Source organism: Pseudoalteromonas sp. B62, from assembly GCF_037162565.1.
Taxonomy (GTDB): domain Bacteria; phylum Pseudomonadota; class Gammaproteobacteria; order Enterobacterales; family Alteromonadaceae; genus Pseudoalteromonas; species Pseudoalteromonas fuliginea.
In genome coordinates this window covers 3,878,762-3,903,767 of the sequence record NZ_JARLVB010000002.1, presented here as the reverse complement: position 1 = coordinate 3,903,767, position 25,006 = coordinate 3,878,762, and the positions used below count along the sequence as shown (strand labels likewise).

Here is a 25,006-nt window from a genome sequence, read left to right as displayed (position 1 = left end):
TAGCTATACCAGTTATAGAGGGATAACATGCAACCGCTTAATATTGAATTTAATAACTTAAACAAAGCTAAGTACTTACAAGTTGCAGATGCTCTGCGCGGTTCTATCGTAAAAGGAGATATTGCACCTGGTGCAAAACTTAGTTCTGCTCGAGTTATGGCGCAAACGTATCAGTTAAATCGCCATACAATAATGAACGCATTGCAGTTACTCGTAGCCGAAGGATGGCTAGAGTCCCATGAACGCTCTGGGTATAGCGTCACTCAAACACTGCCAATTCAAAGCAGTGCTAACTGTGAGCACACGCCAGTTTTAACACCAAAACCTTATAAATTTGCTACAGAGTTAGCCGTGCCTATTCCGGCAATGAATTTAAAAGACTACGTATATAATTTCGCAGGTGGACTTCCTGATTTAAATAGCTTTCCCTATAAAGAATTTAAACGCTCTATGAGCCATGTATTTAATCATTTAGACACCAGTAAACTTCATTATGGCGATATAAGTGGAGTGAGTGAGCTAAAAACTCAGATAAGCAATTATCTACATAAAACTAGAAGTTTAAAAGTATCAGACTTACTTGTATGTAATGGCTCACAAGAAGCTTTATTTTTAATTTCAAAGGCGTTTATAAATAAAAGCGATTTTGTCGCTGCCGAAACCTTAGGTTATCCGCCAGCACGTAAAGCGTTTGCAGCTTGTGGTGCGCAATTAATAGATATAAAACAAGACGAATATGGGTTGTGTGTAGATGATTTAAAAGCGCAACTTAAACGATATCCAATAAAAATGTTGTACTTAACGCCGCTGCATCAATATCCAACCACCGTTACGCTTTCGCCCACACGGCGCATGCAAATTTATCAATTATGTTATGAGTATGGCGTAATGATTATAGAGGATGATTACGATCACGAATTTCACTATCGCTGTCAGCCATTACAACCTATGGCTGGGAACGATCCCGCTGGGATTATTATTTACTTATCTACATTTTCTAAAATTATGTTCTCAGGCGCTAGAATTGGCTACATTTGCGCAGCCCCTGAAGTATTAACACAGTTAATCGCATGGAAGCAGTTAGTAAATCATAAAAATGATGTTGTTATGCAGTTAGCTGTAGCGCATTTTATGCAAGAGGGCGGGTTTGAACGCCACTTAAAACGCATGACTAAGCACTATAAACAACGTTATGAAGCAATGGGCAATACGTTAACGTTACTGCAATCACAGGGTTTACCAATAGAGTATAAAAAGCCTGATGGCGGCATGGCAATGTGGGTTAACTTAAATAAAAATACGAGTAATATAAAACAAGCAATGCAAAGTAAAGGCGTGTATTTACAAGCAGAATTTGAATTTTATTTTGCTAATTCAGTAAGAAGTTTAATGCCCGAGCAACCTAGCCATGTTCGTTTAGGTTTTGCAGGGCAATCAATCGATGCTATGCAGCAGGGGCTTAAGCTTATAACTGATTATAAGTAACTATTTTTTAAAATCATTTGCATTGTAGTAAAGTGGTTTGAGTGTCCCGCAATTAACAAATTTATAGGTAAGCTCATTTACAGGTGGAACTCGTTTTGAGGTGCGGAATTTTTGCATACACGCATTAACTAAATCGACAAAAATAAGATGGTTATAGCTCGGCGCTTGTTGAATTTTATGAATATAAATACGCTCAGTGCCGCCTAGGTTAATTATGTCGTAGTCTTGCCATTGTGATGATTCACTTAACCCCTTTAGTTCTCTGGCATACAACTGTTTACCTAGTACAAGTTCTTTTTGTGAGTAAATTAAACTACCACCTTGTTGGTAATCGCCTTCAAAAATATCGGCAATAATCGTAATTTCTTCACCACGCATTAAATGTTGAATATTAAATGCTTGTGGTTTTACGGTGATTAATTCAGCATTTCTGACAAAGCCTAAAAACGCCACATCGGGGTTACCTATTTTATAAACAACTTGTACATCATGAGGTGAATTATAGGTAGGCAAATTCATCGCGATGATAGACGAGCCTTTATTAACTAACACCATTGGATGTTTAGCTTTATAAGCAGGATCGACAGGGGGAGTTCTACTTTTTTCTCTTCTTCCGCTGTTACAAAGCCACTTATAGTAATTAGTAATAAAGTAAGTAGTAGGCGCATAATAATCTCAATTAATTTATGAGTTTAAATTGTAGTATAAAAATGTATGCAATATTTATCTAATTACAAGATCAATTTAAAGGCTCAAGTGAGCCTTTATAAAATGATTAGGTAGCGCGTATTATCTGATGGCTTTTTTAACTTCTCGCCAATCAATTATTTTAAAGTTTTGTGGTTGCTGCGGCATTCGATTATAACCATCTTGTACTATTAAAATACCCTCAGGGTAACCTGGTAAAGGTTTTGCTGTAACAGTTAGTCCATCGGTTTCTGATGTGCCATCAATACCTGAGTTTAAATCAGCAATAACGCTAAATTTACCACTAAATTTGAGTGATGGCACTTCAGTGTTTTGAGTTATATTACCTATTTCGTATAACACATAGCTATTATCGCCTTGACTTGAAACAACTAAATAACGTGCGTTATCTGCATGATAAATTTCCATCCCTTCTACATCATCAACTAATTGCTTATTAATGTGTTGTAGCATGATAGGTGTTGTTCCGGTGCTTGGCTCCGCACCTATAAACCAAATACCGGCATCTTCTTCGCCTACAAATAATTGTCCTAGTTCATCATCTGCACTACAGCCTTCTGGCTGGCTTGGAAGGTTAAACTCGCGAACAAGTTTGCCTGTTATTTTTTCGTTATTCTCACTGATTTTATATTGCTGGTACAGCCCCGATTTATCATTTACAAAAACATAGTTCCCCGTATTTGACGAGTACATACATAAGCCATAAATTTCATCAAGATTGGTAGGAATATCAGCAATGTACTTCACATTATTATTAGCTTGTACTGTAAATACACTAATACCGTTAAGTGTTCGATTACTGGCTGTTATTAATGTATTGGTACTGTTTTTAATGGTGCTATTTTGTCGTAGGTCCACGTTATTTAAACGACCAACTTCAAGTGACTGTTCAAGCTTGCCATTTAGGCTATATACCATTAGTCCACGACGTTTATCAGTGCCTAAAATAAGGCTGTTTTCAGCATCACTAGGGTTTACCCAAATGGCAGGATCGTCGGCGGCATCACCAAATGCGTTTACAGGTGTAGTTTGTGCATTTGCATGTATTTGCGTTATGTTTTGCCTATTTTTTTGAACCGCTATTTTTTTCACGGATAGTTGGCTTTGCATATAAGCCCCAGTCGTATCATTATAAATAACCGCAGTCGCTGTATTATTACTGGTGTACTTGATAGCGGCTGATTCAGGGTTTAAATTAGTATTTAACCTCCAGTGTTTTAATTTATTACTAATTGGGTTGTAAGCATATAAAAGGCTATTTTCAGTGCTTGTAAACCATATCATGCCATCACTTGAGGCAAAGAGAGCGCCAAGTTCATTTTTAAGTTCGCCAAAGGGTGCAACAAGCGCAATTGGTTTTTTATCAGCTTGCGATTCAGCATTTGCATTTATAGCCCAAATCCCCACGTTGGATTCGCTAATAAACAACGTGCTTGTAATATCACTTACAGCACAACCCGCAGCTTCACTTACGCCAGGGAATTCTCGTATACTGACATTGACGGGCTGATTTTTAGCTGTATCAAAAATAGCCGTTTCGGTAATTAAGCCGCGAACATCGGCTATAAATGCAGTAACTGTCTGCGTGATATTATTAGCAAATAAACAAACTGTGTCGGGCTGAGCCTGTGGTGATATGATTCGGGTTAGCTCAGATAACTGCCATGTTTTATTTACATGTTGAAGTTTAAAAATAGCTACATTGTCTTGGTTGTTATCAATACTCGCCACTAAAAAAGCGTTGCTTGATAAAGCCCTAACTGAAAGAGATTCAAAATTTCCGGGCGCAATTATTTGGTTTGTATCTGTTTGGCTATTTACAAGTACTAGCCCTTTGCTTTCACTTGCTAATAACCAATTATTATTGCTTAGCCACGCGCCTTGTGAGCCTTGCATATTTTGATTTGGACCAAGCTCTACAGTGCTAACTATTTGCTTCTCAATGCTTACATTCTCACTTACAGCACCGTTACTACAGGCGGTTATGGCGCTAATCATTAAACAGCTAGCAAGTAAGCTAAGTGTTTTATTTAATCTAAAATTCATAATGGTTCCTTTACTGAACACAGCGTTATATTTTCTCAGTCTCTTCTAAAAAATCATGAAGCGAGTGTTGTAATAAATAGCTTTTCTTTATTAAAAACCATGCTTTATAGACCTTGGGCATGCTGACCTTTTTGATTGAAATTCATTCTATCTATGGTCAATTTAATCGCGGTGCGAGGCTTGTAACCTAGAAGGTTTAGTAAAAGCCGAGCAAAGCTGCTTCGCCCCTAGTCTAAATCCGTCTTTCAAGTTGCTTCTGATTCTAATATAGAAATATCTAATTTATTGTTAACGTTAAAATCTGCATTGATTTTTGGCATGACGAGCAAACTAAAGTTATTTTATGACGTAAATGTGACAGGGGTTGCTTTAAACATATACTGTGAGCTGTGTTTTACTGTTATGAAAGGCTTTATGAGCTACTAGCACTCCTTATAAAGTGAGGTTTTTTGTGTGGTGTAAGATGGTTTTGAAAATGGTGATCATCTTGCTGTCATATAGTTGAGCTAATATGACCCTGCTGGCAAATATAGATATGAGTTAGCATAAAAATAGACTCTACAAAGAGAAGATTAATTAATGCGATTTAACCCATTTACCAGCCACCGATTATTAGTTAATTGTATTATTGCGATGTTTTTCAGTGCCTGCTTTTTAAGCGCTTACCTAGGTGTACTTAAAACGTATGCTGATATTCAATGGCTAGATATTATGGGCGAGGGCGGTATTGTACTCATGGCTCTGGTATGGATCACGGTGTTATTAATTTCAAGGCCCCTAGTAAAGTAACAACTTATTTAGTGATTGGCGTAGGGTTGTTTATGTTCTCAGCTACTTTAGATTTACTCGATGAGTGGTTAATGCACCCAGCACACAAATGGCTAAGTTGGATTGAGTCATTACCAGCCCCTGTAGGCATGCTACTAACTAGCTTGGGGTTGTATTATTGGCATCAAGAGCAATATGTATTAAATCGCCAATTACGCCGCCGTGAAGCTAACTTGCGTGAACACAGTAAAGTTTGTTCTGTAACAGGGCTTTATAAAGCGCAGTACTTAGATTTAGCCATTAAAAATCAGCTTTTAAGCACACAGCCTTTGTGGCTCGGTGCTATTGATATACGCGACTTCTCGCATTTTAATAGCGAATTTGGTTTTAAAGAAGGCGATAGGTTACTGCGTGAGGTGAGCGAGTTATTGCTAATGAACTGCCGGCTAAGTGATGTTGTGTGCAGGTATGCAGGAGACTGCTTTATGGTGTTAATGCCAGAAACCACAGAACAACAAGCAAAAGAACTTATGATGCAAATTAAAGGGGCATTGAGATATTGCGCATTTAAAGTGGAAGGCTCAAAAAAAGCAAAGTTTCAGCATGTAACAACGGCTTTAATTCAAGGTCATGAACGTAATTACACAGGTACATTAACAAGCCAATTGCATAGCCAGTTACAACAAAAAAAGCACCAACAAAAAGTAGCGCAACGTGCACACCTTTGTTAATCAAGATGATAAGTTTGTAAGTGCACAAGGGCTTATAATTGCGATTGTTGAATTAACACAAAGTCGAGGTATTGAACTGCATAAACTACTGCGTGGTACGGGAATATTTGAGCAAGATTTATTTAACTTTCAACATGCGTTTAGTTTATCTCAGCAGGTGCGTTTACTAGCACAATTTAAACTGTTAATGAAAAGTACCGACAGTGGTTTTTTACTTGGTAGCCAGCTAATAAATGATACGCGAGTTGAAGTACAAGCGCTTATTTACAGTGCTGATTTAGGGCAAGTACTAAAGCAATTAGCGCATTTAAGAATGCAGTTAGCGCCTTTATTATTTAGCCAAACATACATTAAAAGCGAGCAGTATTATATTTATTTACAACCTGCTCATGGACTCAATGAAGAGCTGCACCACTACGTATTAGAAATATACAGCACCGCTTTTTATAGTTTACTCAAACGAGTAAGCGAAAGTTACCCGCATTGTCAGTTTGACTTTGCTTTTAAGCGCCCTCGGCATATTCAAGAGTACGAACAAAATTTAGGGCTAAAGATAAGTTTTGATAGGCCATGTACTCGCTGGGTATTAAATAAAGCCATGTTAAGGGCTAAGAACCCGTGCGCTAGTCAATTACGATTTATGCAAGCGCAGTCTCAATTACATAATAAAAATTTAGTTAGCATGACTTTTATTGAAGCCGTTTGTAGGTATTTATACTCTCACCCAAGTGCTAATTTAGAGTGTACCGCAAAGCACTTTGCTATGAGTTCAGCTACATTTAAACGAAAACTGAAAATTAACGGAGTAGGCTTTTCAGCGCTAATTGACGAGCAAAACAAACACAAAGCAATTTACCTACTTACCTTACGTGCTAAATGTAATGAACAAGTTGCTGAGCGTCTAGCATTTTATGACATCCCAAATTTTCGGCGTGCTTTTAAGCGTTGGACGGGTTTAACGCCAAGTCAGCTAAAAACGCAGTAAATTACTCTGTTTTTAGCTCCATAGAGTGAAGTAACGTACGTGCATTTAAATGCAAGTTTGCATCTTCTGGATTTGAGGTGTTAGTGAGCCAAATCACATCGCCCTGTTTATTAATAAATAACGTAGTAGGCGTACCTCTGATCCCTAACTGTTTAGCTATCGCATCAGCCTTTATTGCTGTTTTAAAAGTATAACCTCTGTCGCTAAGAGCTTTGGCGGGAGCAGCATCTTCATCTTCTTTAAAACTAACTGCAATGACCTTTAAGCCCATATCATCAATTTTTTGAAGTGCCGGTTGCAGCTTTTTACAGTATGGGCACCAAGTGGCCCAAAAATGTAAAATATAAGGCTGGCCTAGTAAATCGTGGGTATTAATTATAGAACCGTCGGCCATTTGTAAATTTAATGTAGGTAATTTAGGGTGGATGGTATTTGTTATTTCCTGTTGCGCATGCGCTGTAAAGCTTAACAAAATGAGTGTGATGGCGATAAATAGCTGTTTCATAGTATTTTCGTTTTTATTATATGTATTAAATAAGAACGAGAATTTAACATTTTTATTTCACACTAAAAGCGAGCCGCTTGTTCAACAACAATAGCGTGGCGTTTAGGAAGACGAAGATGGTCTTTATCATAACCTCCACCTATTACTGTCGCCACTGGTGTGTTGTGCTCAAGACAACGTTTTAACACTAAATGGTCGCGTTTAATTATACCATCCCAGCTAATGTCTAATTTACCCAAACCATCGCCTTGCCAAATATCAACGCCAGCATCATAAAGTACCAAGCTTGGGTTTAGCTCTTTAAGTAAATAACTCAAGGTGTCGTCAACTACGGCAAGGTATTCGTCGTCTTTCATATTATCGGCTAAGCCAACATCTAAATCGCTAGCGGATTTTCTAAAGGGAAGTTTTTTTCACAATGGATAGAACAAGTATAAGCGTATGCCTGATGCTGTAACATGGCCGCAGTGCCATCACCTTGGTGCACGTCTAAATCAAAAATAAGTACGTTAGTTACTTCACCCGATTCAATTAAAGTTTGCGTGGTAAAGGCAAGGTCGTTAACCATGCAGTAGCCTGAGCCAAAATCGGTATGTGCGTGGTGTGTCCCACCAGCAAGGTGACATGCTATGCCATGTTTTAGCGCTAAACGAGCCGTTTGTAATGTGCCTTGAGGGGCTGTAAATGTGCGCGCCATGAGCTTTTTGACCAAGGTAGGCCAATGCGGCGCATGGCTTTTTCATCTAAGCGGTTGTTCCACAAATCGTGTATGTTATTTTCGCAGTGTATTAGCTCAAGTGGCGCTGGCGTGCCTAATATTGGCTCAACTAGGTTATCGCCAATCAAACCAAGCTCTTCAATATGCTGATATAAATGTGCAAACTTACTCATTGCAAAACGATGCTTTGGATCAAAGCTAAACGAATAGTTAGGATGATACACCAAAGGTAAATGTGGATTTAAAGTCATGTATTCACACGTTGAAAAATTTGCCCTATGGTAATCAACTAATCTAAATGAGTCTATTATTGTGCGTCGTGAATCAGCATAGTGAGTTCGCGATGCAGCAGCTCGTCATCGGCTAAATTTAATTCAATTAATCGCTTTAGATAAGTAATGCTATCTATATCAATATGACGGCACTTTAAACCGATGTGATCTGCTTCTATATGACACACAACTACTTCCATTTTTATTTCTATGTCGCTTTGAGGGAGTGTAAAACGCAGTATTGCATCGTTATTGGTGCAGCCTGTCAAAGCATCGCATTTGTTAATCAATGCGCCATGTAGAGATATATCAAGCAATTTACATGGGTATTGATGATCATTAAAAATTACCTGTGCATCGGTTGAAAATAATACACGAGAAAACTGACGACGATTTTGCATATCCTAATTTAGCCTTATTGTTTTTATAATAAATTAATCATAGCGGGTAATTCTCTACATGCTAGAAAATAAGTGCTTAGAATGCTGGTGGCATAAAAAAGCCCCGCATAAATGCAGGGCTTAGTGTTACTGTAATAAGTCAGCTACAGTGAAGATTAGCCAATTTTTTTGTACTTAATACGTTTAGGTTGAGCTGCTGCTGCACCGAGTGTCTTTTTAAGCCACTCTTCGTATTCAGTATAGTTACCATCAAAGAAGTTAATTACACCTTCGTCGCGGTAATCTAAAATGTGCGTTGCAATACGGTCAAGGAACCAACGGTCATGCGAGATACACATTACACAACCAGGGAACTCTAAAATAGCATTCTCAAGTGCACGTAGGGTTTCAACGTCCAAATCATTGGTTGGCTCATCCAGAAGTAACACATTGCCGCCCGCTTTTAATAACTTAGCAAGATGCAAGCGGTTACGCTCACCACCAGATAGGTCTTTAACAAACTTTTGCTGATCGTTACCTTTAAAGTTAAAGCGACTTACATACGCTCGGCTTGGGAACTCAAAGTTACCAATTTTTAGTACGTCTTGACCGTCTGATATTTCTTGGAAAACAGTTTTGCTTTCATCCATACCGTCACGGAACTGATCAACAGTAGCTAGGTGTACTGTTTCACCAACGCTGATACTACCGCTGTCTTGTTCTTGCTCACCGCTTATCATTTTAAACAGTGTTGATTTACCCGCGCCATTCGCACCAATAATGCCCACAATGGCACCTTTTGGCATGCTAAAGCTTAAATCGTCAATTAAAACGCGATCGCCAAAACTCTTACGAAGATTAGTTACTTCAAGCACTTGGTCGCCTAAACGTGGGCCAGGTGGAATAAACATTTCGTTAGTTTCGTTACGCTTTTGGTAATCAGACTGCTGCATTTCAGTAAACTGAGCCATACGTGCTTTTGACTTAGCTTGACGACCTTTAGGGTTTGAACGAACCCATTCAAGTTCTTGCGCAATTGATTTTTGACGTGCTTTTTCAGATTTTTGTTCTTGCTGTAAGCGCGCATCTTTTTGTTCAAGCCAAGAAGAGTAATTACCTTCCCACGGAATACCTTCACCACGGTCAAGCTCTAATATCCAGCCAGCTACATTATCAAGGAAGTAACGGTCATGCGTTACTGCCACAACAGTGCCTTCGTAATCGTGTAAGAAGCGCTCTAACCATGCAACCGACTCAGCATCCAAGTGGTTAGTTGGTTCATCGAGAATAAGCATGTCTGGTTTTTCAAGCAATAATCGACATATAGCAACACGACGGCGCTCACCACCTGAAAGGTGCTCAATTTTAGCATCCCATTCTGGCAGGCGAAGTGCATCAGCAGCACGCTCTAAAACGTTATCAATGTTGTGACCATCGTGCGCCTGAATAACCGCTTCAAGCTCTCCTTGCTCTTTTGCAAGTGCGTCAAAGTCAGCACCTTCCATTGCGTACTCGTTATATACTTCGTCAAGACGGCTAAGTGCATGTTTAACTTCGCCAACGGCTTCTTCGACAATTTCACGGACTGTTTTGCTTTCGTCCAGTACTGGCTCTTGCGGCAAGTAACCAATTTTTGTACCAGGCTGAGGATGTGCTTCACCTTCAAAGTCTTGGTCAACACCGGCCATAATGCGTAGTAACGTAGATTTACCAGAACCGTTTAAACCAAGCACACCAATTTTAGCGCCAGGAAAAAGTGCAACGAAATATCTTTTAAGATAGTGCGCTTAGGTGGCACAACCTTAGATACTCGACTCATCGAGAATATAAATTTATCAGGTAAAACCATTAAAGGAGCCTTCAAATAATAATAAAAATTTCAATGTTGTATTGTAGTGGCTGACAGGTGAAACAGTCAACGAATGGCGTAGTTTTTCAAAAATAAGTAGGCTGTAAGAAAGTGTAGTAAATTGTTTTATATTGTATTGATCAATTGTATGGGTATTTAAATAACTGCATAGTGTTAACAGTTGTTTAGAAGAAAAATATAATGAATAAGTTTAACTCTAACTTGATTTGCGTTTTCTTGAAAGCGCACATCTTAATTTTAGAGCTGCAATTTGGTTTCACTTTTGTCGTAACACAACTTGAATTTTTATATTGAGCGTTTAGGCGTTTATAGAAGGTATTTAAAATATCACCAGATACTAAACTAAAGGAATAATTATGAAATTAAAATGGCTTGTATCCCTAAGCGTAAGCGCAATAATTTTGGGAGGGTACTCAGTTGCGAGTAACGCTAAGATAATGCGAGTGAATGGACCTTATCAAGGGCTCGGTTTAGGCTCTACCGAATTCGATATTTACGAAGGGTATAGCCTGCAGTTTACAACGATTTATACTCAAGTAGGTTATCAGTTTTCACCGTATTTTGCACTAGAAGGGCGTTTGGGTATTGGTTTAAATGAGGAGCCAACGCCATTAAATGGGGATGTTTATACTCAAGAACCATTAACAGGAAAAATTACTTCCGAACCTGTACATACTCAAGTTGGTTCCGGCTTACAATTACAAACAAGCATATTTTTAAAAGCTAATTACCCAGTTTCTTCCCGAGTTGGTGTATTTTTATTTGCAGGATACGCTAGAAATAAGTTGAGCTATAACGATGATTACAGCCGTTTTGCAAAAGAAGTTATTGGCTCAAACACAAATCAGTTTCTCATTACAGAGGAAAACTACGATAAAGATGGCAAAACATTTGGGGCGGGGGTTGATTACATGTTAAACCAACGCTGGCAGGCAAGTGCAGAATACCAGTATTTTGATGCAATTGAAGGTAATATCTATGCTCTTAACTTTTCTATAAATTATCGTTTTTAAAACCGCATGCGCTACTGACTCTGGTAGCGCAACTCAAAAAGTATTACTTAATAATTTTAAGCGCTTCTATAAATTTCGTTTACTATCTTAAAGTTCATTTGGACATCTATACATCTAGAGGTTGATATTTTTTACTTTCAGTTCATAATTAAGCTTCGGTTTTTATGAGCAGGAGTAAAGTATGCCAATTACAGTAAAAGACGAGTTGCCGGCAATTGCACGTTTACGTCAAGAAAACGTATTTGTAATGCCAAAAAGTCGTGCAAAAACGCAAGAAATACGCCCAATGCGTTTGGCTATTTTAAACTTAATGCCTAATAAAGTAGAAACCGAAGTTCAGTTTATTCGCTTACTTGCCAATTCGCCTTTGCAAGTAAACGTAGAACTACTGCGCCTCGACACTCACCGCAGTAGCAGCAATTCAGAAGAGCACCTTGATACCTTTTACCGTTATTTTTCTGAGGTTAAAGACAACAATTACGATGCATTAATAGTAACCGGTGCGCCACTTGCGCATTTAGAATACGACGATGTAGCGTATTGGGATGAGCTAAAAGTCATTATTGATTGGGCTGAGCAACACGTTACCTCTACGTTGTTTTCGTGTTGGGCAGCGCATGCAGCGTTATATCACCGTTACAATTTAAAACGCGATTTAAAAGACGATAAACTGTGTGGCGTATTTACTCACCAGTGTTATTTTGATCACGGTGCACTGACTCGCGGATTCGACGATACCTTTTTGGTACCGCACTCACGCTACGGCCATATTGATATAAATAAGATAAACGCCTGTGAAGAACTCGTTGTACTGGCAGGTTCTGAGCGAGTAGGGGCTTACTTACTTAAAAATAAATCAGGTAGCCAAGTGTTTATAACCGGCCACCCAGAGTACGACGCCGACTCGCTAAAAGCAGAATACGAGCGCGATTGTAAAAAAGCCCTAATGCACCAAAGCCCGAAAATTACTTTCCGGATGACGATGCAACCAAACAACCTTCAAAAACGTGGCAAAGCCATGCTTTTTTACTTTTTTCGAACTGGTTAAATTACTACGTGTACCAAACCACACCGTATGATATTAATTTAGTTAGCCAAGACGTGAGGACTAACAACTATGCCGAATAACGCGCCTACAAATAATAAGCAAGCCGAAATAAGTGCTGCATTAAAAGAACGCATCTTAATTTTAGATGGCGCTATGGGCACCATGATCCAAGATCATAAGCTAGAAGAAGAAGACTATCGCGCAGAGCGTTTTAAAGACTGGCATGTATTAATTAAAGGCAATAACGATTTATTAAGCCTAACTAAGCCCGACTTAATCACTGATATTCATCGTGGTTTTTTATCAGCGGGCGCCGATATTATTGAAACCAACACGTTTAACTCGACCACTATTTCGATGGAAGATTACGACATGGCAAACCTAAGCCGTGAAATAAACCTAGAGTCGGCTAAATTAGCACGCGCCATTTGTGATGAATTTACGGCTAAAACGCCAGAAAAACCACGCTATGTAGCGGGTGTTTTAGGGCCGACATCTAAAACCTGTTCAATTTCGCCAGACGTAAACGATCCGGGTTACCGAAATGTCACCTTTGATAAGCTGGTTACTGCGTATATTGAATCAACCCTTGCATTAATGGAAGGCGGCGCCGATTTAATACTAATCGAAACTATATTCGACACGCTTAATGCAAAAGCCGCCTCGTTTGGCGTAGAAGAAGCCTTTGAGCAGGCAGGGCGTAAATTACCAGTTATGATTTCGGGGACTATTACCGACGCCTCTGGCCGTACGCTTTCGGGGCAAACAACCGAAGCATTTTATAACTCTATTCGCCATATTAAGCCTATTTCGATAGGTCTAAACTGTGCGCTTGGCCCTGATTTACTGCGCCAATACGTAGAAGAGTTGTCGCGCGTGTGCGAAACCTTTACATCGGTGCACCCTAATGCGGGCTTGCCTAATGAGTTCGGTGAATACGACTTAGAAGCGCCTGAAATGGCAACCGAAATTATCGATTGGGGTAAATCGGGCTTTATTAATATTGTAGGTGGATGTTGTGGCACCACGCCTGCGCATATTCGTGCTTTTGCAAAAGGTCTAGCGGGCGTTAAACCACGCCAACTGCCAGAGCTTGAAGTACGCATGCGTTTATCAGGCCTTGAAGCCTGTAACTTAAATTAAGGAGCCAACATGACCCAACAAATAGCAGTATTTACTAATGTCGGCGAACGTACCAATGTAACCGGTTCTGCCATGTTTAAACGTTTAATCATGGAAGAAGACTTTGAAGCCGCGCTAACAGTGGCCCGCGAACAAGTAGAAAATGGCGCACAGGTTATTGATATAAACATGGACGAAGCCATGTTGGACTCAAAAGCCGCCATGGTTAAGTTTTTAAACTTAATAGCCTCAGAGCCTGATATTTCTCGCGTACCAATTATGGTCGACTCCTCAAAATGGGAAGTAATAGAAGCAGGCTTAAAGTGTATTCAAGGCAAGGCAATTGTTAATTCTATATCGCTAAAAGAGGGCGAAGAGCCATTTATTCGCCAAGCTAAAATAATAAAGCGCTTTGGTGCAGCCGCTGTTGTAATGGCGTTTGATACCGACGGGCAAGCCGACACGGCAGACCGTAAGTTCGCAATATGTGCGCGCAGTTATAAAATATTGGTAGAAGACATTGGCTTTGCGCCAGAAGATATTATATTCGACCCTAATATATTTGCCGTAGCCACCGGTATTGAAGAGCACGACAACTATGCCGTAGAATTTATTGAAGGCACACGCCGCATTAAGCAAAATTTGCCGCACTGTAAAGTGTCGGGCGGTGTATCAAATGTATCGTTTTCGTTTAGGGGTAATAACCCCGTACGTGAAGCCATTCACTCGGTATTTTTATATCATGCTATTCAAGCCGGTATGGACATGGGTATTGTAAATGCGGGGCAACTCGCCGTTTACGATGATATACCAGAAGAACTACGCAAAGCCGTTACCGACGTAATACTTAACACAGACCCATGTGCAGGCGAGCGCTTAGTTGAGCTTGCACCAAAATACTCGGGTATGGCGCAAGCCGAGCGAGTAGAAGATTTAGAGTGGCGCACATGGCCTGTTGCAAAACGCCTTGAGCACGCGCTTGTTAAAGGTATTACTACCTTTATAGATGAAGATACCGAAGAATGCCGCGCCGCAGCAGCTAAACCTATTCACGTAATTGAAGGGCCGTTAATGGACGGCATGAACGTAGTAGGAGATTTATTTGGCGCAGGTAAGATGTTTTTACCACAAGTGGTTAAATCGGCGCGCGTAATGAAGCGAGCTGTAGCCTACCTAGACCCATACATTGAGCTTGAAAAAGAAGAAGGCTCAACTAACGGTAAAATAGTGATGGCGACCGTAAAAGGTGACGTACACGACATAGGTAAAAATATTGTAGGCGTGGTACTACAATGTAATAACTACGAAGTTATTGATTTAGGCGTAATGGTACCTGCCGATAAAATACTGCAAACCGCCATCGACGAAAAAGCCGATATTATTGGTTTATCGGGCTTAATTACCCCATCGCTTGACGAAATGGTACACGTAGCAAAAGAAATGAAACGCCGTGGTTTTGAACTGCCGCTACTCATTGGTGGTGCAACTACCTCTAAAGCGCATACAGCAGTAAAAATTGAGCCGCAATATGACAAAGGCGTTGTGTATGTAAATAACGCCAGCCGTGCGGTGGGTGTGGTTTCGAACTTATTATCGAAAGAGTTTAAACCTGACTTTTTAGCTAAAACACAAGCGGAATATGTAAAAGTACGCGAGCAACAAGCGCGTAAAAAACCACGCTCTAAGCCTGTTACAATCCAGCGCGCACGCGATAACGCAGCAAAGCTTGATTGGGATAACTACACACCCCCAGTGCCTAAAAAGCTGGGCGTGACCGAGTTTAAAAATATATCAATCGCGACTTTACGTAAATACATAGATTGGACGCCATACTTTATGACGTGGTCAATCGCCGGTAAATACCCGCGCATAATGGACGATGAAGTAGTAGGCGAGCAAGCGCAAAGCTTATTTAAAGACGCTAACGATATGTTAGACGACCTTGAAAAAGCAGGCAGTTTGCAACCACTTGGCGTAATAGGTTTATTCCCTGCTAACCGCGTTGGTGATGACATAGAAATATACACCGACGAAACACGCAAAGAAGTATTAACTACTTCGTGCCATTTACGTCAGCAAACCGAAAAAACCGACTTTGCTAATTATTGCCTAGCCGACTACATAGCACCCAAAGGCACGCCTGATTACTTTGGCGCGTTTGCAGTAACGGGCGGCCTAGAAGAAGACGACTTAGCAAATGCGTTTGACGCACAGCAAGACGACTACAATAAAATAATGGTAAAAGCGGTTGCCGATAGGCTCGCTGAAGCGTTTGCAGAATACTTACACGAAAAAGTACGTAAAGAGTATTGGGGTTTTGCACCAGACGAAAACCTAGCAAACGATGAGCTAATACGCGAAAACTACCAAGGTATTCGCCCAGCGCCAGGTTACCCTGCGTGCCCAGAGCACACCGAGAAAAAGAAAATTTGGCAGTTGCTCGATACCGAAAAGCGCATTGGTATACAGCTAACTAGTTCGTACGCCATGTGGCCAGGTGCTGCTGTTTCGGGTTGGTACTTCTCACACCCTGAGGCTAAATACTACGCAGTAGCCGCAGTACAACGCGATCAAGTTGAAGATTATGCTAAACGAACCAATATGACGCTTGAAGAAGCTGAAAGATGGCTATCGCCTAATTTGGGTTATGAGCCGGAATAGAGCTAAGTGGTTAATTAGCTAAGCGGTCAGCTGTTAGTAAAACAGAAACGAGCCCAAAGTGGCTCGTTTTTTGTAGCTTTAAATTATAGGTATTTATGATAGAAATAATTATTTACCCAGTAAAAAACTGGGTACTGTAGGCATCGCACATAGCTCTGCAACTTTATTGTATTTGCTTGCTAAAGATTGCAGTTTCTTTATACCTTCCCCCGTCTTATCTAATAGCTCACCAGTTTTATTTGTTTTATTTAATGCATCTTCAAGGAAGTTTTTAACCCTAGAAAAATTATCAGACTTATTTGATGCTTCCTCTTTATTTTCAATATCCTCAATTTCATCTAGAGGTGCAGAAAGTCTTTCCATTTCTTTTTGAGAGCGTTTTAAGAGTTTAGCTGTGTCATTATTTGAAATTACATCCTCATCTTCTACTAAATCTTCTGAATAGGTCTTGGCTCCAGCTTTTCATATCACTACTAAAATCCTTTAGCTGGATGTTTATACTAATATTTGATGTCAAGGTAGAACTTTGTTCATTATGTTGAGATGCGGTATTTGTTATTACAGGGTTTGCAGTCTGATTTTGTGTAATATTCACGGTAAGCCTCTCTTCTAAATCTTTATAACTTTGATGTCTACTTTCAGGCTTCTCAATGCCATCCAATATTTTTGCAACTGAATAATCAATATTTAATATATGGTCATACTGAATATCACTTCCAATACCTGTAAGTAAACGCTGCTCAATTTTTATTAATCGTTCGTAAGGAAGGTAACTTTCTTTATTGGTTTCAGTACATCTAAGCGGTAAAAGCTCTTCTAGACCAATGTTTTCAGTTTTATAACTTGAATGTATTTCAGAAAAATAGCTACGTAATACAGCTAAAAAGCTACGTCTCTCGGCTCCATCTACTTTGATTTTTATTATTCGGTCTTCTTTATCTTGAGTAATTAGCGCGGAAGATTTAAATGCTTTGTGTTTCAAAAGAACGCCGTATCTCCAGCACTTTTTAGGTATTTGATAGATGTGACTTTTAACTATAAAGCGCGCCATTAATTCTGGAGGCATATAGTCATTGTATTTATAAATAAATTCAATACCATCATCTACAGTCGGGTTTCTAGTCAGTTCTGTAGGTAATAAATCTGGAACCAAGAATTTTTTGTCATTTCGTTTAGTGTCTATACTGTAGCAAAGTTCGAACTGTTCCATCACTTGCATTAGATAAACAGACTTTCCTCTATATCTGGAAAAGTCTAGCTTTTCCTCAAGTATTTTTTCAGCTTCAGCGATAGTTATAACACCGTCATTTTTAGCTAGCTCATCTGAATTTAAAAGAGTGTAAATCCCTTCCGTGATCCAAGTCGGATTCAGGACTTGAGTTTGTAACTCTTGCAACTCTTTAAAATGAATTATGTGGCCTAAATCGTTTAAAAGTGTTAGAAGAATATTTTGTACTTGATGATCTTCAATCGAATGTTTTGTACATATTTTGGTAAAATCTTGGTGAGATATATGGTCAGACTCTTTTTTTAATTCTCCCAAATCGTCTTTTATTGCAAGCCAGTTTTTAGCTAATACAAAATTTCTCATTTCAAGCTTAGCGACTTCTTCTTTTATAGTATTTTTGAGCTTGGCTATACCAGTGCCTGATTTACATGACGCTTTATAAAAACCAAGAATATTAGGGTACTTTTCTTTTAAATGCTGTCTTCGAATGTTGTCATCATAATGGTCGTCAATTTTATTCAAAACAATGAGAATGGGGAGTTTTTGCTTACAGCTAAGACTTGTTTCAGCCAATGCTCAGGGTTCTCATCTTTTCTTCCATCTAATACTATGACGTAAATACTTCTCTCAGAAAGGAATAACTGATGAGTCGCTCTCATTATTTCTTGCCCACCAAAATCCCAGCAGTGAAGAGTTATTTCTTCTTTATCTACATTTATTTTCCATGGAGTAATTGAAATACCATCCGTTTTGTCCTCTCTAGGGTTAAATTCATTTTTGGTAAAGCGATTTATGAGTGATGTTTTACCGGCTGCACCTTCACCGACTAGAACCAACTTAGCTTCGTTTAATTTTGATGTTTCCCCTTGTAATGACTGATAATACTTTTTCATTACTAGGTTTCCTTGCTTCACTATTTCTATTGGTGGAATAGTCAGGTTATTTCCGTAAAAGTTAGCTAATTTATCTTCATTGGTGAAGTCTAGGAAGTGAAAATCTATGCGTTGGTCCAAATGAACTTCGTAATTTAGATCTATAAAGCTTTCTGGAATTCTTTTTATATTACAATCCGCCAAATTTAACTTAGCTAAATTTGGAAAACCATTACTAAACAACTCTAGATTATTTATCTTGCTGCCAGATAAGTTTAGCTCTTTTAGATTTTTCAGCTCTTTGATGGGAAACAAAACGGATTCATCTTCGACGGTAACACTCATTTTCTCTAGGTTAGTTAGATCTTTTAAGGGGACTAAGTTTGATTGAAAGGAAGAGTTTAATTCTAATGTGTTTAAGAGTTTTAGCTTTCCTAGATCATTTAAGTGAACTTCATTGTTTGTAATAATAAAAATTTCTTCTAAGGATGTGAGATGAGATAAATATTCTACAGTAGCTAATTTATCTACTATAAGAACAAATCTTTTTATGTGGTTCAGCTTAATAGTTTTAAGAAAATCAAAATTAAAATCATCCTCACCTTCATGGACATAAGAAAATATACATATGTATATAATTTCTCCATCCTTATCTACATAATAATTAGTACCCTGTTGAAAGGAACCATTTTTTTTGATTGTTTTGCTTCAGTTCTCCCTTGACTTGTGAGAGCTTCATTTATTTTATCAATTACTTTAGCATTGTACTCGTTAAGGGTGTACAACTCCTGAGTAGAGTCAATATTGTTGGAGTGATTATTCATTTTAGTCCCTTAAATTCATGATATTGATTTTCTATAGGTATCGTTTTCAAGTAGATATAGGTTAACTGATTTAAGAAATTAATTAAATTTTATTAGTAGGATAAAAATCAGTTTTACGCTTTCTGTAAAAAGTGAACTTTAATAAAGGTTATAAATGAAGTTTATAGACTACATTTGAGCGGAAAAGCCAAAAGGGTCACCCATTAGAAAGTTCCGGTCAAGCAGGCAGCTGTGTTTCCTTGATCTTTTTATTCAAAAACCAAGTGTTCTTATTATTTAAACTCAATTTAAATATGACTACGCACCTAGTAATGACGTCGATTGGTGTGAATATGCACCAGTCACCCATATGAATTTAGGCAGTTTAATTAAGCATTATTGATGATTAATTAAGGCCATTGGCTTTCGCCTCAGTCATCGTTTAGTACCATGTCAGTCCAGTTTATGGCTGTGTTTACACACTGCGCTGTAACAAGTCTGTGGTTTATGCTTACACATAACCAACCCTTTGTGGCTCAAACATTGGGCATATCCAGTATTTAAAATATGAGCGGTTAACGTGCAGGCTCAATCAAATCTAATGGTTTTACCAACCCCATTACTAGCTCAACACGTTAACCTAATTTGTATCAAATTGTGTATCGGCCAATTTATTCAGGTTTATCATATTCTCTTTTTGATGCTCAAGTTGCAGTTGTTTTAATGCGACCTTCGCGCTATTTTTGACCTGTTTCGCTTGTAATACTGCCTGATCTATCTCCGGGTTAGACATGCGTAAAATAACACTATCCGGTTTTACCGTCGCGCCAGGCTTCAACAGGACTTCTTCCACTACAGCTGAAAAGGGTACCGTGATTAGGCGTTTTCTTTCAGATTCCAGCACGCCAAATCCTTTGACTTCTAAAGGTAAATCACCTCTCTTTACCTCAGCAATAGAAAGCGATGACGAATCTACTTTGTGATTTTGGCTCGATTGAAATTTGAATACTATCCAGATTACTAAGAAAATTAAAACGGCTACTAACAGGTAACGGCGATTTACCGTCTTCTTGCTTGATGTGTCACGCTTTATGTCCATGTGAACTCTCTTTTTATAAAAATACTTAGCATGGATTAGCAATAAATCTGCCAACATTTAAGTTGTTGATTTTGCAATTTAAAACTGTTTTTAGATTGTTGTTCTATATTTAATTCTCGAAATCGTAAATTTTTTATTTGTGATTTCGAGAAAAACATATATGTAGCGGGCAAGATACCGTATTTTTTCGGATTGCATAATTTTTTGCATGAATACGCTTTACGTTGATACCAATCTGCTTAATTAAGTGAGCTATTTTGAGGTAAGAAAATCGTGTCGATAACACGGCAAAAATTTCGTTATTTAGTTGTTATCACTAATTGCTCCTGCATTGCTCTACTTCTTGCATCCGTGCAGTCGTATATCAGAAATTTTTGACACAGTTAGCGTCAGGTTTAAGCCCTCAAATTGAATCGAGTATTACTGCGGATTAGTATTAGTCATATTTCACTTGTGTGAGTTTAGTTTACTTTACTTACAGAGGTGTCCAAAATTATTGGATCAGAGCAATACGGTGTGGGGTATTAATAAAAGAGCAAAGGATAAGCCTGATATGGTTTTATTTAACGGCGATGTAACGGTTAGTGGCGCTGGCGGTAATCACCATTATACGTTTAAAAATGGGCGTTATAGTTACATACTACATGTAACCATTATTGGCTGCTATTACCTCACTGCAGGTTGGCTTTAGGTCTTAAAGACGTGAGTAGTTGTTATCCCAAGATGATGCAGAAGCTGCTATTAGAGGTATGTAACCTGAACTCTGGATAATAAATCTAAATATCATTATGGTTCAATATATTAGTAAATCTCTTAACCAGAGCTCAGGCTATGTGACAATTTTATTATTAAGCTCTAGCTTTAACAAATGCTGCTATTGCTTCGTCTTTACAATGCTTAAAGAAACAATCTTGAAACCGTGAGCCGCCAATAGCTTGTTTAATAAGGTCGGGGTCTATCGATTCAAGTGCCTTGAGATAATCTTTAGCTATATCTACTTTTAATTGACTTAAAATACCAGCGTTAGTCACTTGAGATTCTTTACGATCAGCTGGATAACCTTGACCTTTTTCACCTGTAAATGCTTTTTCGAAAATGTATTTTATATTTAGCTCAGCACCCCACCCAAAACCTTTTGCATACGGTAAAGCCAGTGCATTACCATTGTTTATTTGTGCAAATAGATATGCATCAGAAGGGTCAATACAATAACCACATGCAACACCCGGAAAAGCATTGCTAGCCATAAGTGCACCTTGGCCTGTGCCACAACCTGTTACAACAAAGTCCACAGCTTTAGAGTTAAGCAATAGACTGGCGATAATTCCTAGGTGGATATATGTTAATCTATGGTCGTTGTCACCATCCATGCCAACATTAAATACCTGATGATCTTGGGCTTTGGCCACAGTATTAAGTTGCTCAAGTACAATAGGGTTTTTTGCTGCTTGACTAAATTCATTCATTAATGCGATTTTCATAGATTTTACCAAATTAATTAATATTAAATTTATTCTACATTCAATTGCCACCGGTGGCAATTGTGGGTTGTCAGAACAGTAATTTATCCATTATAAAGTTTTGGATAGCTACAGTGATGCACTACTTTAGTTAAAATGCTTATAAATTAATAACCTTTCTCAACTCATTTACTTTTCTTGGTTTAGCGTATTGTTGCTCAATTTTACCAACAAGCTGTTTACGGCTACCTAAATTTTATCTAAATTGTGGTTAGTTGGTTGTCCTATTTTTACTAACGTTCTAATAATTAGTATTTTTATAAAACAGATCTAAGTGGTAGGCTAAAAGTAGTAAGTATAAAATAGTAAGTAATTAAAAATAGTTCTCGCGCGACAAGGAACCCTCCTGTAAAGCGCTTTGCCAAGGAGTTTAGTATGATCACGCTTACCATTAATGGTAATAAACATGAGTTTTCTGGCGATCCGTCAACGCCAGTATTATGGTATCTCCGAGACGAATTGAATTTAACCGGCCCTAAATTTGGCTGTGGTATGGCTCAGTGCGGTGCGTGTACTGTGCATATTGATGGGGTAGCTCAGCGCTCGTGTGTATTACCTGTAGCGGCAGTAGCGGGTCTTTCAATTACTACAATTGAAGGGCTAAGTGAAGATGGCGACCATCCAGTGCAACAAGCATGGGTTGAGCATAAAGTACCGCAATGTGGCTTTTGTCAGTGCGGCCAAATGATGCAAGCGGCGAGTTTATTAGCTGCCAATCCAAACCCAACCGATGATGAAATAGTAAGTAACATGTCGGGAAACATTTGCCGTTGTGGTACATATCCGCGCATTCATAAAGCAATTAAATCAGCCGCTAAAACTATTGCGGGCGTGCAGTATTTTGACCCAAATGAGCAAGGGGAAGAAGTATGAGCCAAGATAATAAATACTTTGATTTAAACCGCCGTCAATTTTTAAAAACCAGTGCAATAGGTGCGTTAGTACTCGGTACTTATTTTGTAGGCCGTGCGCCAAGAGCATTTGCGGGTGTGTTAGAACAGCCATCTGAGCTTGCAAAACGCGCAAACTTATTTATTGCACTGCGCCCTGACGGCATGGTTGAAATAACGTGTCATCGCTCTGAAATGGGTCAACAAATTCGCACCGCGATTGCACAAATAGTTGCCGATGAAATGGAAGCCGCGTGGGATAAGGTTATTGTTATTCAGGGGAAGGGCGACCCTAAATACGGCGATCAAAATACCGATGGCTCGCGCAGTATCCGCTACAACATGCAGCGCCTGCGTGAAATGGGCGCAAGTGTGCGTTACATGATGCAGCATGCTGCTGCTAAGTATTGGAAAGTTGAGCCACAAACCTGTACTGCTAATCAACACGTTGTTACACACAGCTCAGGTAAATCGCTTACTTATAAAGATTTAATCGACCTAGCGCTTACAATAACGCCACCAGAAGCTGACAAACTAACACTTAAAACACGCAAAGAATGGCGCTATATTAATACCGGCATGGCGCACATAGATTTAGCCGACTTAGTAACAGGCAAAGCTATATTTGCAGCCGATGTACGCGAACCACAAGCGCTGGTGGCTATAATTGAACGCCCGCCGGTAGTGGGCGGTGTTGTTAAGTCATTTGATGCCAGTGCTACAAAAGCGATAAACGGCGTTATAGATGTTATTGAAATACCTGCACCAAAAGGCGCACCGCAGTTTCAGCCAAAAGGTGGCATTGCGATTATAGCTAAAAACACATGGGCTGCATGGCAAGGGCGTAAAGCATTAAAAGTCGTGTGGGATGATGGCAAAAATGGGGATTACAATTCAAAAGAATTTAAAAAGTCATTATTAAAAACAGTACAAACTCCACAGGCAAACATACGTGATAAAGGCGATGCTATGGGCGTGTTGGCTAAATCGAGCAATAAATTGGTAGCTGATTATTACGCGCCGCACCTTGCTCAAGCCCCAATGGAGCCGCCTTGTGCAACGGCTATGTACAACAAAGACAGTATTGATATATGGGCTGCTACGCAAAATCCACAAGCCGATATGAAAACAGTGGCTGCAATGCTTGGCATGGATGAGAGCAAAATTAATGTTCACGTTACTATGCTCGGCGGCGGTTTTGGGCGTAAGTCAAAACCTGACTTTTCAGCAGAAGCAGCTTATCTTTCAATGAAAGTAGGCAAACCCATTCGTGTGCAGTGGACGCGTGAAGACGACATACAACATGGCTTTTACCATGCAGTTTCAGCTCAGCACATTGAAGCATCGCTAGATAAAAATGGCGCTATAGAATCGTATTTGCACCGCACCGCATTTTCACCAATTACCTCTACCTTTTCAGAAGGGGCGACTACGCCAGGGAGCTTTGAACTGCGCTTAGGGTTTACCGATAACCCAATTAACACACCTAACATGAAGTTAGAAAACGGTGATGCGCAAGCCAAAGCACGAATTGGTTGGATGCGTTCTGTATCAAATATTTTTCATGCCTTTGCTATTCAGTCATTTATTGGCGAAGCGGCGCACAAAGCTGGCCGTGACCAAAAAGACTATTTACTAGACACTATAGGTCCGAGTCGTATTGTTGATGTAACAGAGCAAAATGCTACATACGATAATTACGGTGGCGATAAAGCGGTTTATCCGTTAGATATTGGCAGGCTGCGCCATGTTATTGAAAAAGTAGCTGACATGAGTAAATGGGGTCGAGAACTTCCTAAAGGACGAGGTTTAGGTATAGCAGCTCATAGAAGCTTTTTAACTTACGTAGCGACGGTAGTTGAAGTAGAAGTATCGGATGCTGGTGATTTAAAAGTAATTAAATCGTGGGTGGCTATTGATGCGGGTACGGTTGTAAACACCGACACCGTTAAAAATCAAACCCAAGGTGGCTCTATTTATGGGATTACAGCTGCAATCAGCGATGGTATTACTTTTGATAAAGGCCGCGTACAGCAAAGTAACTTTCATGATTATCGCGTACCGCGTATGAGCGACTCACCTCTTGAGATTGAAGTTGAAATTGTACAAAGTGATGCACCACCAGCAGGGGTAGGCGAGCCATCTACACCAGTTTATGCGCCAGCATTATGTAATGCTATTTTTGCAGCGTGCGGAAAGCGCATTAGGCAGTTACCAATAGGTGACCAGTTAAAAGCGTAGCTAAATAACTACAGCTTAAACAAAAAAACCGCCATTCGGCG

The 25,006-nt window shown here is 39.3% G+C and carries 18 protein-coding genes and 4 pseudogenes; 11 read left to right on the top strand and 11 right to left on the bottom strand.

Annotated elements, in window-relative coordinates; translation table 11 throughout:
• Positions 1-27 precede the first annotated feature (27 nt).
• Positions 28-1,485 (top strand): MocR-like pyridoxine biosynthesis transcription factor PdxR, encoded by a 1,458-nt coding sequence (gene pdxR / locus P4S71_RS22195; RefSeq protein ID WP_337151541.1) that lies wholly within the window; start codon positions 28-30, stop codon positions 1,483-1,485.
• Here pdxR and P4S71_RS22190 read toward each other — a convergent pair.
• Positions 1,486-2,153: pseudogene (locus P4S71_RS22190) on the bottom strand (hypothetical protein).
• 121 nt (positions 2,154-2,274) lie between these two features.
• A complete protein-coding gene (locus tag P4S71_RS22185; protein ID WP_337151540.1) occupies positions 2,275-4,239 on the bottom strand; it encodes a phytase in 1,965 nt (654 codons plus the stop codon).
• A gap of 579 nt (positions 4,240-4,818) precedes the next feature.
• On the opposite strand from P4S71_RS22185, the gene P4S71_RS22180 reads away from it, so the two are divergent.
• The 3 genes from P4S71_RS22180 to P4S71_RS22170 are packed head-to-tail and all read left to right on the top strand — an operon-like array spanning position 4,819 to position 6,723.
• Positions 4,819-5,028, top strand: coding sequence for a hypothetical protein (locus P4S71_RS22180; protein WP_337151539.1), 210 nt, complete (start codon positions 4,819-4,821; stop codon positions 5,026-5,028).
• On the top strand, positions 4,986-5,738 hold the full coding sequence (locus tag P4S71_RS22175; protein WP_337151538.1) for a GGDEF domain-containing protein: 753 nt from the start codon (positions 4,986-4,988) through the stop codon (positions 5,736-5,738). Before P4S71_RS22180 ends, P4S71_RS22175 begins: the two co-directional genes overlap by 43 nt.
• Positions 5,722-6,723, top strand: coding sequence for a helix-turn-helix transcriptional regulator (locus tag P4S71_RS22170; RefSeq protein WP_096793546.1), 1,002 nt, complete (start codon positions 5,722-5,724; stop codon positions 6,721-6,723). Before P4S71_RS22175 ends, P4S71_RS22170 begins: the two co-directional genes overlap by 17 nt.
• A 1-nt stretch (position 6,724) precedes the next feature.
• Here the strand turns inward: P4S71_RS22170 and P4S71_RS22165 are convergent, their stop codons facing one another.
• The 4 genes and pseudogenes from P4S71_RS22165 to ettA all read right to left on the bottom strand — a co-directional run bounded on the left by P4S71_RS22165 (position 6,725) and on the right by ettA (position 10,447).
• Positions 6,725-7,228, bottom strand: a complete 504-nt coding sequence (locus tag P4S71_RS22165; RefSeq protein ID WP_149615289.1) for a TlpA family protein disulfide reductase — start codon at positions 7,226-7,228, stop codon at positions 6,725-6,727.
• Between the two features lie 62 nt (positions 7,229-7,290).
• Positions 7,291-8,197 (bottom strand): annotated as a pseudogene (locus tag P4S71_RS22160) (histone deacetylase family protein).
• A gap of 56 nt (positions 8,198-8,253) precedes the next feature.
• The gene (locus P4S71_RS22155) at positions 8,254-8,619 is read right to left on the bottom strand and encodes a PilZ domain-containing protein (protein WP_008133974.1); all 366 of its coding nucleotides are present in this window, start codon (positions 8,617-8,619) and stop codon (positions 8,254-8,256) included.
• A gap of 155 nt (positions 8,620-8,774) precedes the next feature.
• Positions 8,775-10,447: pseudogene (gene ettA / locus P4S71_RS22150) on the bottom strand (energy-dependent translational throttle protein EttA).
• Positions 10,448-10,824: 377 nt separating this feature from the next.
• Between ettA and P4S71_RS22145 the strand changes: the two are divergent.
• The 4 genes and pseudogenes from P4S71_RS22145 to metH all read left to right on the top strand — a co-directional run bounded on the left by P4S71_RS22145 (position 10,825) and on the right by metH (position 16,312).
• Positions 10,825-11,481 carry an outer membrane beta-barrel protein gene (locus P4S71_RS22145; protein ID WP_337151537.1) on the top strand — a complete coding sequence of 219 codons (657 nt, stop codon included), beginning with the start codon at positions 10,825-10,827 and terminating at the stop codon, positions 11,479-11,481.
• A 181-nt stretch (positions 11,482-11,662) separates the two neighbouring features.
• Positions 11,663-12,498 (top strand): annotated as a pseudogene (locus P4S71_RS22140) (homoserine O-succinyltransferase); the annotation flags it as partial.
• Positions 12,499-12,598: 100 nt separating this feature from the next.
• On the top strand, positions 12,599-13,672 hold the full coding sequence (locus P4S71_RS22135) for a homocysteine S-methyltransferase family protein (RefSeq protein WP_008133982.1): 1,074 nt from the start codon (positions 12,599-12,601) through the stop codon (positions 13,670-13,672).
• Between the two features lie 9 nt (positions 13,673-13,681).
• Positions 13,682-16,312, top strand: coding sequence for a methionine synthase (gene metH, locus P4S71_RS22130; RefSeq protein WP_096793542.1), 2,631 nt, complete (start codon positions 13,682-13,684; stop codon positions 16,310-16,312).
• Positions 16,313-16,420: 108 nt separating this feature from the next.
• Here the strand turns inward: metH and P4S71_RS22125 are convergent, their stop codons facing one another.
• The 4 genes from P4S71_RS22125 to P4S71_RS22110 form a co-directional block, all read right to left on the bottom strand.
• On the bottom strand, positions 16,421-16,675 hold the full coding sequence (locus tag P4S71_RS22125; protein WP_337151536.1) for a hypothetical protein: 255 nt from the start codon (positions 16,673-16,675) through the stop codon (positions 16,421-16,423).
• A 55-nt stretch (positions 16,676-16,730) separates the two neighbouring features.
• Positions 16,731-18,113: a COR domain-containing protein gene (locus P4S71_RS22120; RefSeq protein ID WP_337151535.1), complete on the bottom strand. Its 1,383-nt coding sequence runs from the start codon at positions 18,111-18,113 to the stop codon at positions 16,731-16,733.
• Positions 18,059-18,757, bottom strand: coding sequence for an ADP-ribosylation factor-like protein (locus P4S71_RS22115; protein WP_337151534.1), 699 nt, complete (start codon positions 18,755-18,757; stop codon positions 18,059-18,061). The genes P4S71_RS22120 and P4S71_RS22115 overlap by 55 nt, the downstream gene beginning before the upstream one ends.
• Positions 18,758-19,855: 1,098 nt before the next feature.
• Positions 19,856-20,371, bottom strand: coding sequence for a hypothetical protein (locus tag P4S71_RS22110; protein ID WP_337151533.1), 516 nt, complete (start codon positions 20,369-20,371; stop codon positions 19,856-19,858).
• A 439-nt stretch (positions 20,372-20,810) separates the two neighbouring features.
• Here P4S71_RS22110 and P4S71_RS22105 point away from each other — a divergent pair, with 439 nt between their 5' ends.
• Positions 20,811-21,005, top strand: coding sequence for a hypothetical protein (locus P4S71_RS22105; RefSeq protein WP_157770547.1), 195 nt, complete (start codon positions 20,811-20,813; stop codon positions 21,003-21,005).
• A gap of 157 nt (positions 21,006-21,162) precedes the next feature.
• On the opposite strand, the gene P4S71_RS22100 is transcribed toward P4S71_RS22105, so the two are convergent.
• Complete coding sequence (locus P4S71_RS22100; RefSeq protein WP_007376162.1) at positions 21,163-21,795, bottom strand: RpiB/LacA/LacB family sugar-phosphate isomerase; 633 nt, start codon at positions 21,793-21,795, stop codon at positions 21,163-21,165.
• 414 nt (positions 21,796-22,209) lie between these two features.
• Here P4S71_RS22100 and P4S71_RS22095 point away from each other — a divergent pair, with 414 nt between their 5' ends.
• Positions 22,210-22,707 carry a (2Fe-2S)-binding protein gene (locus P4S71_RS22095; RefSeq protein WP_170072025.1) on the top strand — a complete coding sequence of 166 codons (498 nt, stop codon included), beginning with the start codon at positions 22,210-22,212 and terminating at the stop codon, positions 22,705-22,707.
• Positions 22,704-24,965 carry a xanthine dehydrogenase family protein molybdopterin-binding subunit gene (locus P4S71_RS22090; RefSeq protein ID WP_096793538.1) on the top strand — a complete coding sequence of 754 codons (2,262 nt, stop codon included), beginning with the start codon at positions 22,704-22,706 and terminating at the stop codon, positions 24,963-24,965. Before P4S71_RS22095 ends, P4S71_RS22090 begins: the two co-directional genes overlap by 4 nt.
• Positions 24,966-25,006: the final 41 nt, after the last annotated feature.

What these genes read in the sequence shown, in the direction of transcription:
- metH (WP_096793542.1), top strand. Translation starts at nt 13,682, where the DNA reads ATGACCCAACAAATAGCAGTATTTACTAATGTCGGCGAACGTACCAAT.
- P4S71_RS22145 (WP_337151537.1), top strand. Translation starts at nt 10,825, where the DNA reads ATGAAATTAAAATGGCTTGTATCCCTAAGCGTAAGCGCAATAATTTTG.
- P4S71_RS22185 (WP_337151540.1), bottom strand. Translation starts at nt 4,239, where the DNA reads ATGAATTTTAGATTAAATAAAACACTTAGCTTACTTGCTAGCTGTTTA.
- P4S71_RS22125 (WP_337151536.1), bottom strand. Translation starts at nt 16,675, where the DNA reads ATGGAAAGACTTTCTGCACCTCTAGATGAAATTGAGGATATTGAAAAT.
- P4S71_RS22095 (WP_170072025.1), top strand. Translation starts at nt 22,210, where the DNA reads ATGATCACGCTTACCATTAATGGTAATAAACATGAGTTTTCTGGCGAT.
- pdxR (WP_337151541.1), top strand. Translation starts at nt 28, where the DNA reads ATGCAACCGCTTAATATTGAATTTAATAACTTAAACAAAGCTAAGTAC.
- P4S71_RS22100 (WP_007376162.1), bottom strand. Translation starts at nt 21,795, where the DNA reads ATGAAAATCGCATTAATGAATGAATTTAGTCAAGCAGCAAAAAACCCT.
- P4S71_RS22135 (WP_008133982.1), top strand. Translation starts at nt 12,599, where the DNA reads ATGCCGAATAACGCGCCTACAAATAATAAGCAAGCCGAAATAAGTGCT.
- P4S71_RS22155 (WP_008133974.1), bottom strand. Translation starts at nt 8,619, where the DNA reads ATGCAAAATCGTCGTCAGTTTTCTCGTGTATTATTTTCAACCGATGCA.
- P4S71_RS22175 (WP_337151538.1), top strand. Translation starts at nt 4,986, where the DNA reads ATGGATCACGGTGTTATTAATTTCAAGGCCCCTAGTAAAGTAACAACT.
- P4S71_RS22090 (WP_096793538.1), top strand. Translation starts at nt 22,704, where the DNA reads ATGAGCCAAGATAATAAATACTTTGATTTAAACCGCCGTCAATTTTTA.
- P4S71_RS22110 (WP_337151533.1), bottom strand. Translation starts at nt 20,371, where the DNA reads ATGTTGGCAGATTTATTGCTAATCCATGCTAAGTATTTTTATAAAAAG.
- P4S71_RS22115 (WP_337151534.1), bottom strand. Translation starts at nt 18,757, where the DNA reads ATGAGTGTTACCGTCGAAGATGAATCCGTTTTGTTTCCCATCAAAGAG.
- P4S71_RS22180 (WP_337151539.1), top strand. Translation starts at nt 4,819, where the DNA reads ATGCGATTTAACCCATTTACCAGCCACCGATTATTAGTTAATTGTATT.
- P4S71_RS22165 (WP_149615289.1), bottom strand. Translation starts at nt 7,228, where the DNA reads ATGAAACAGCTATTTATCGCCATCACACTCATTTTGTTAAGCTTTACA.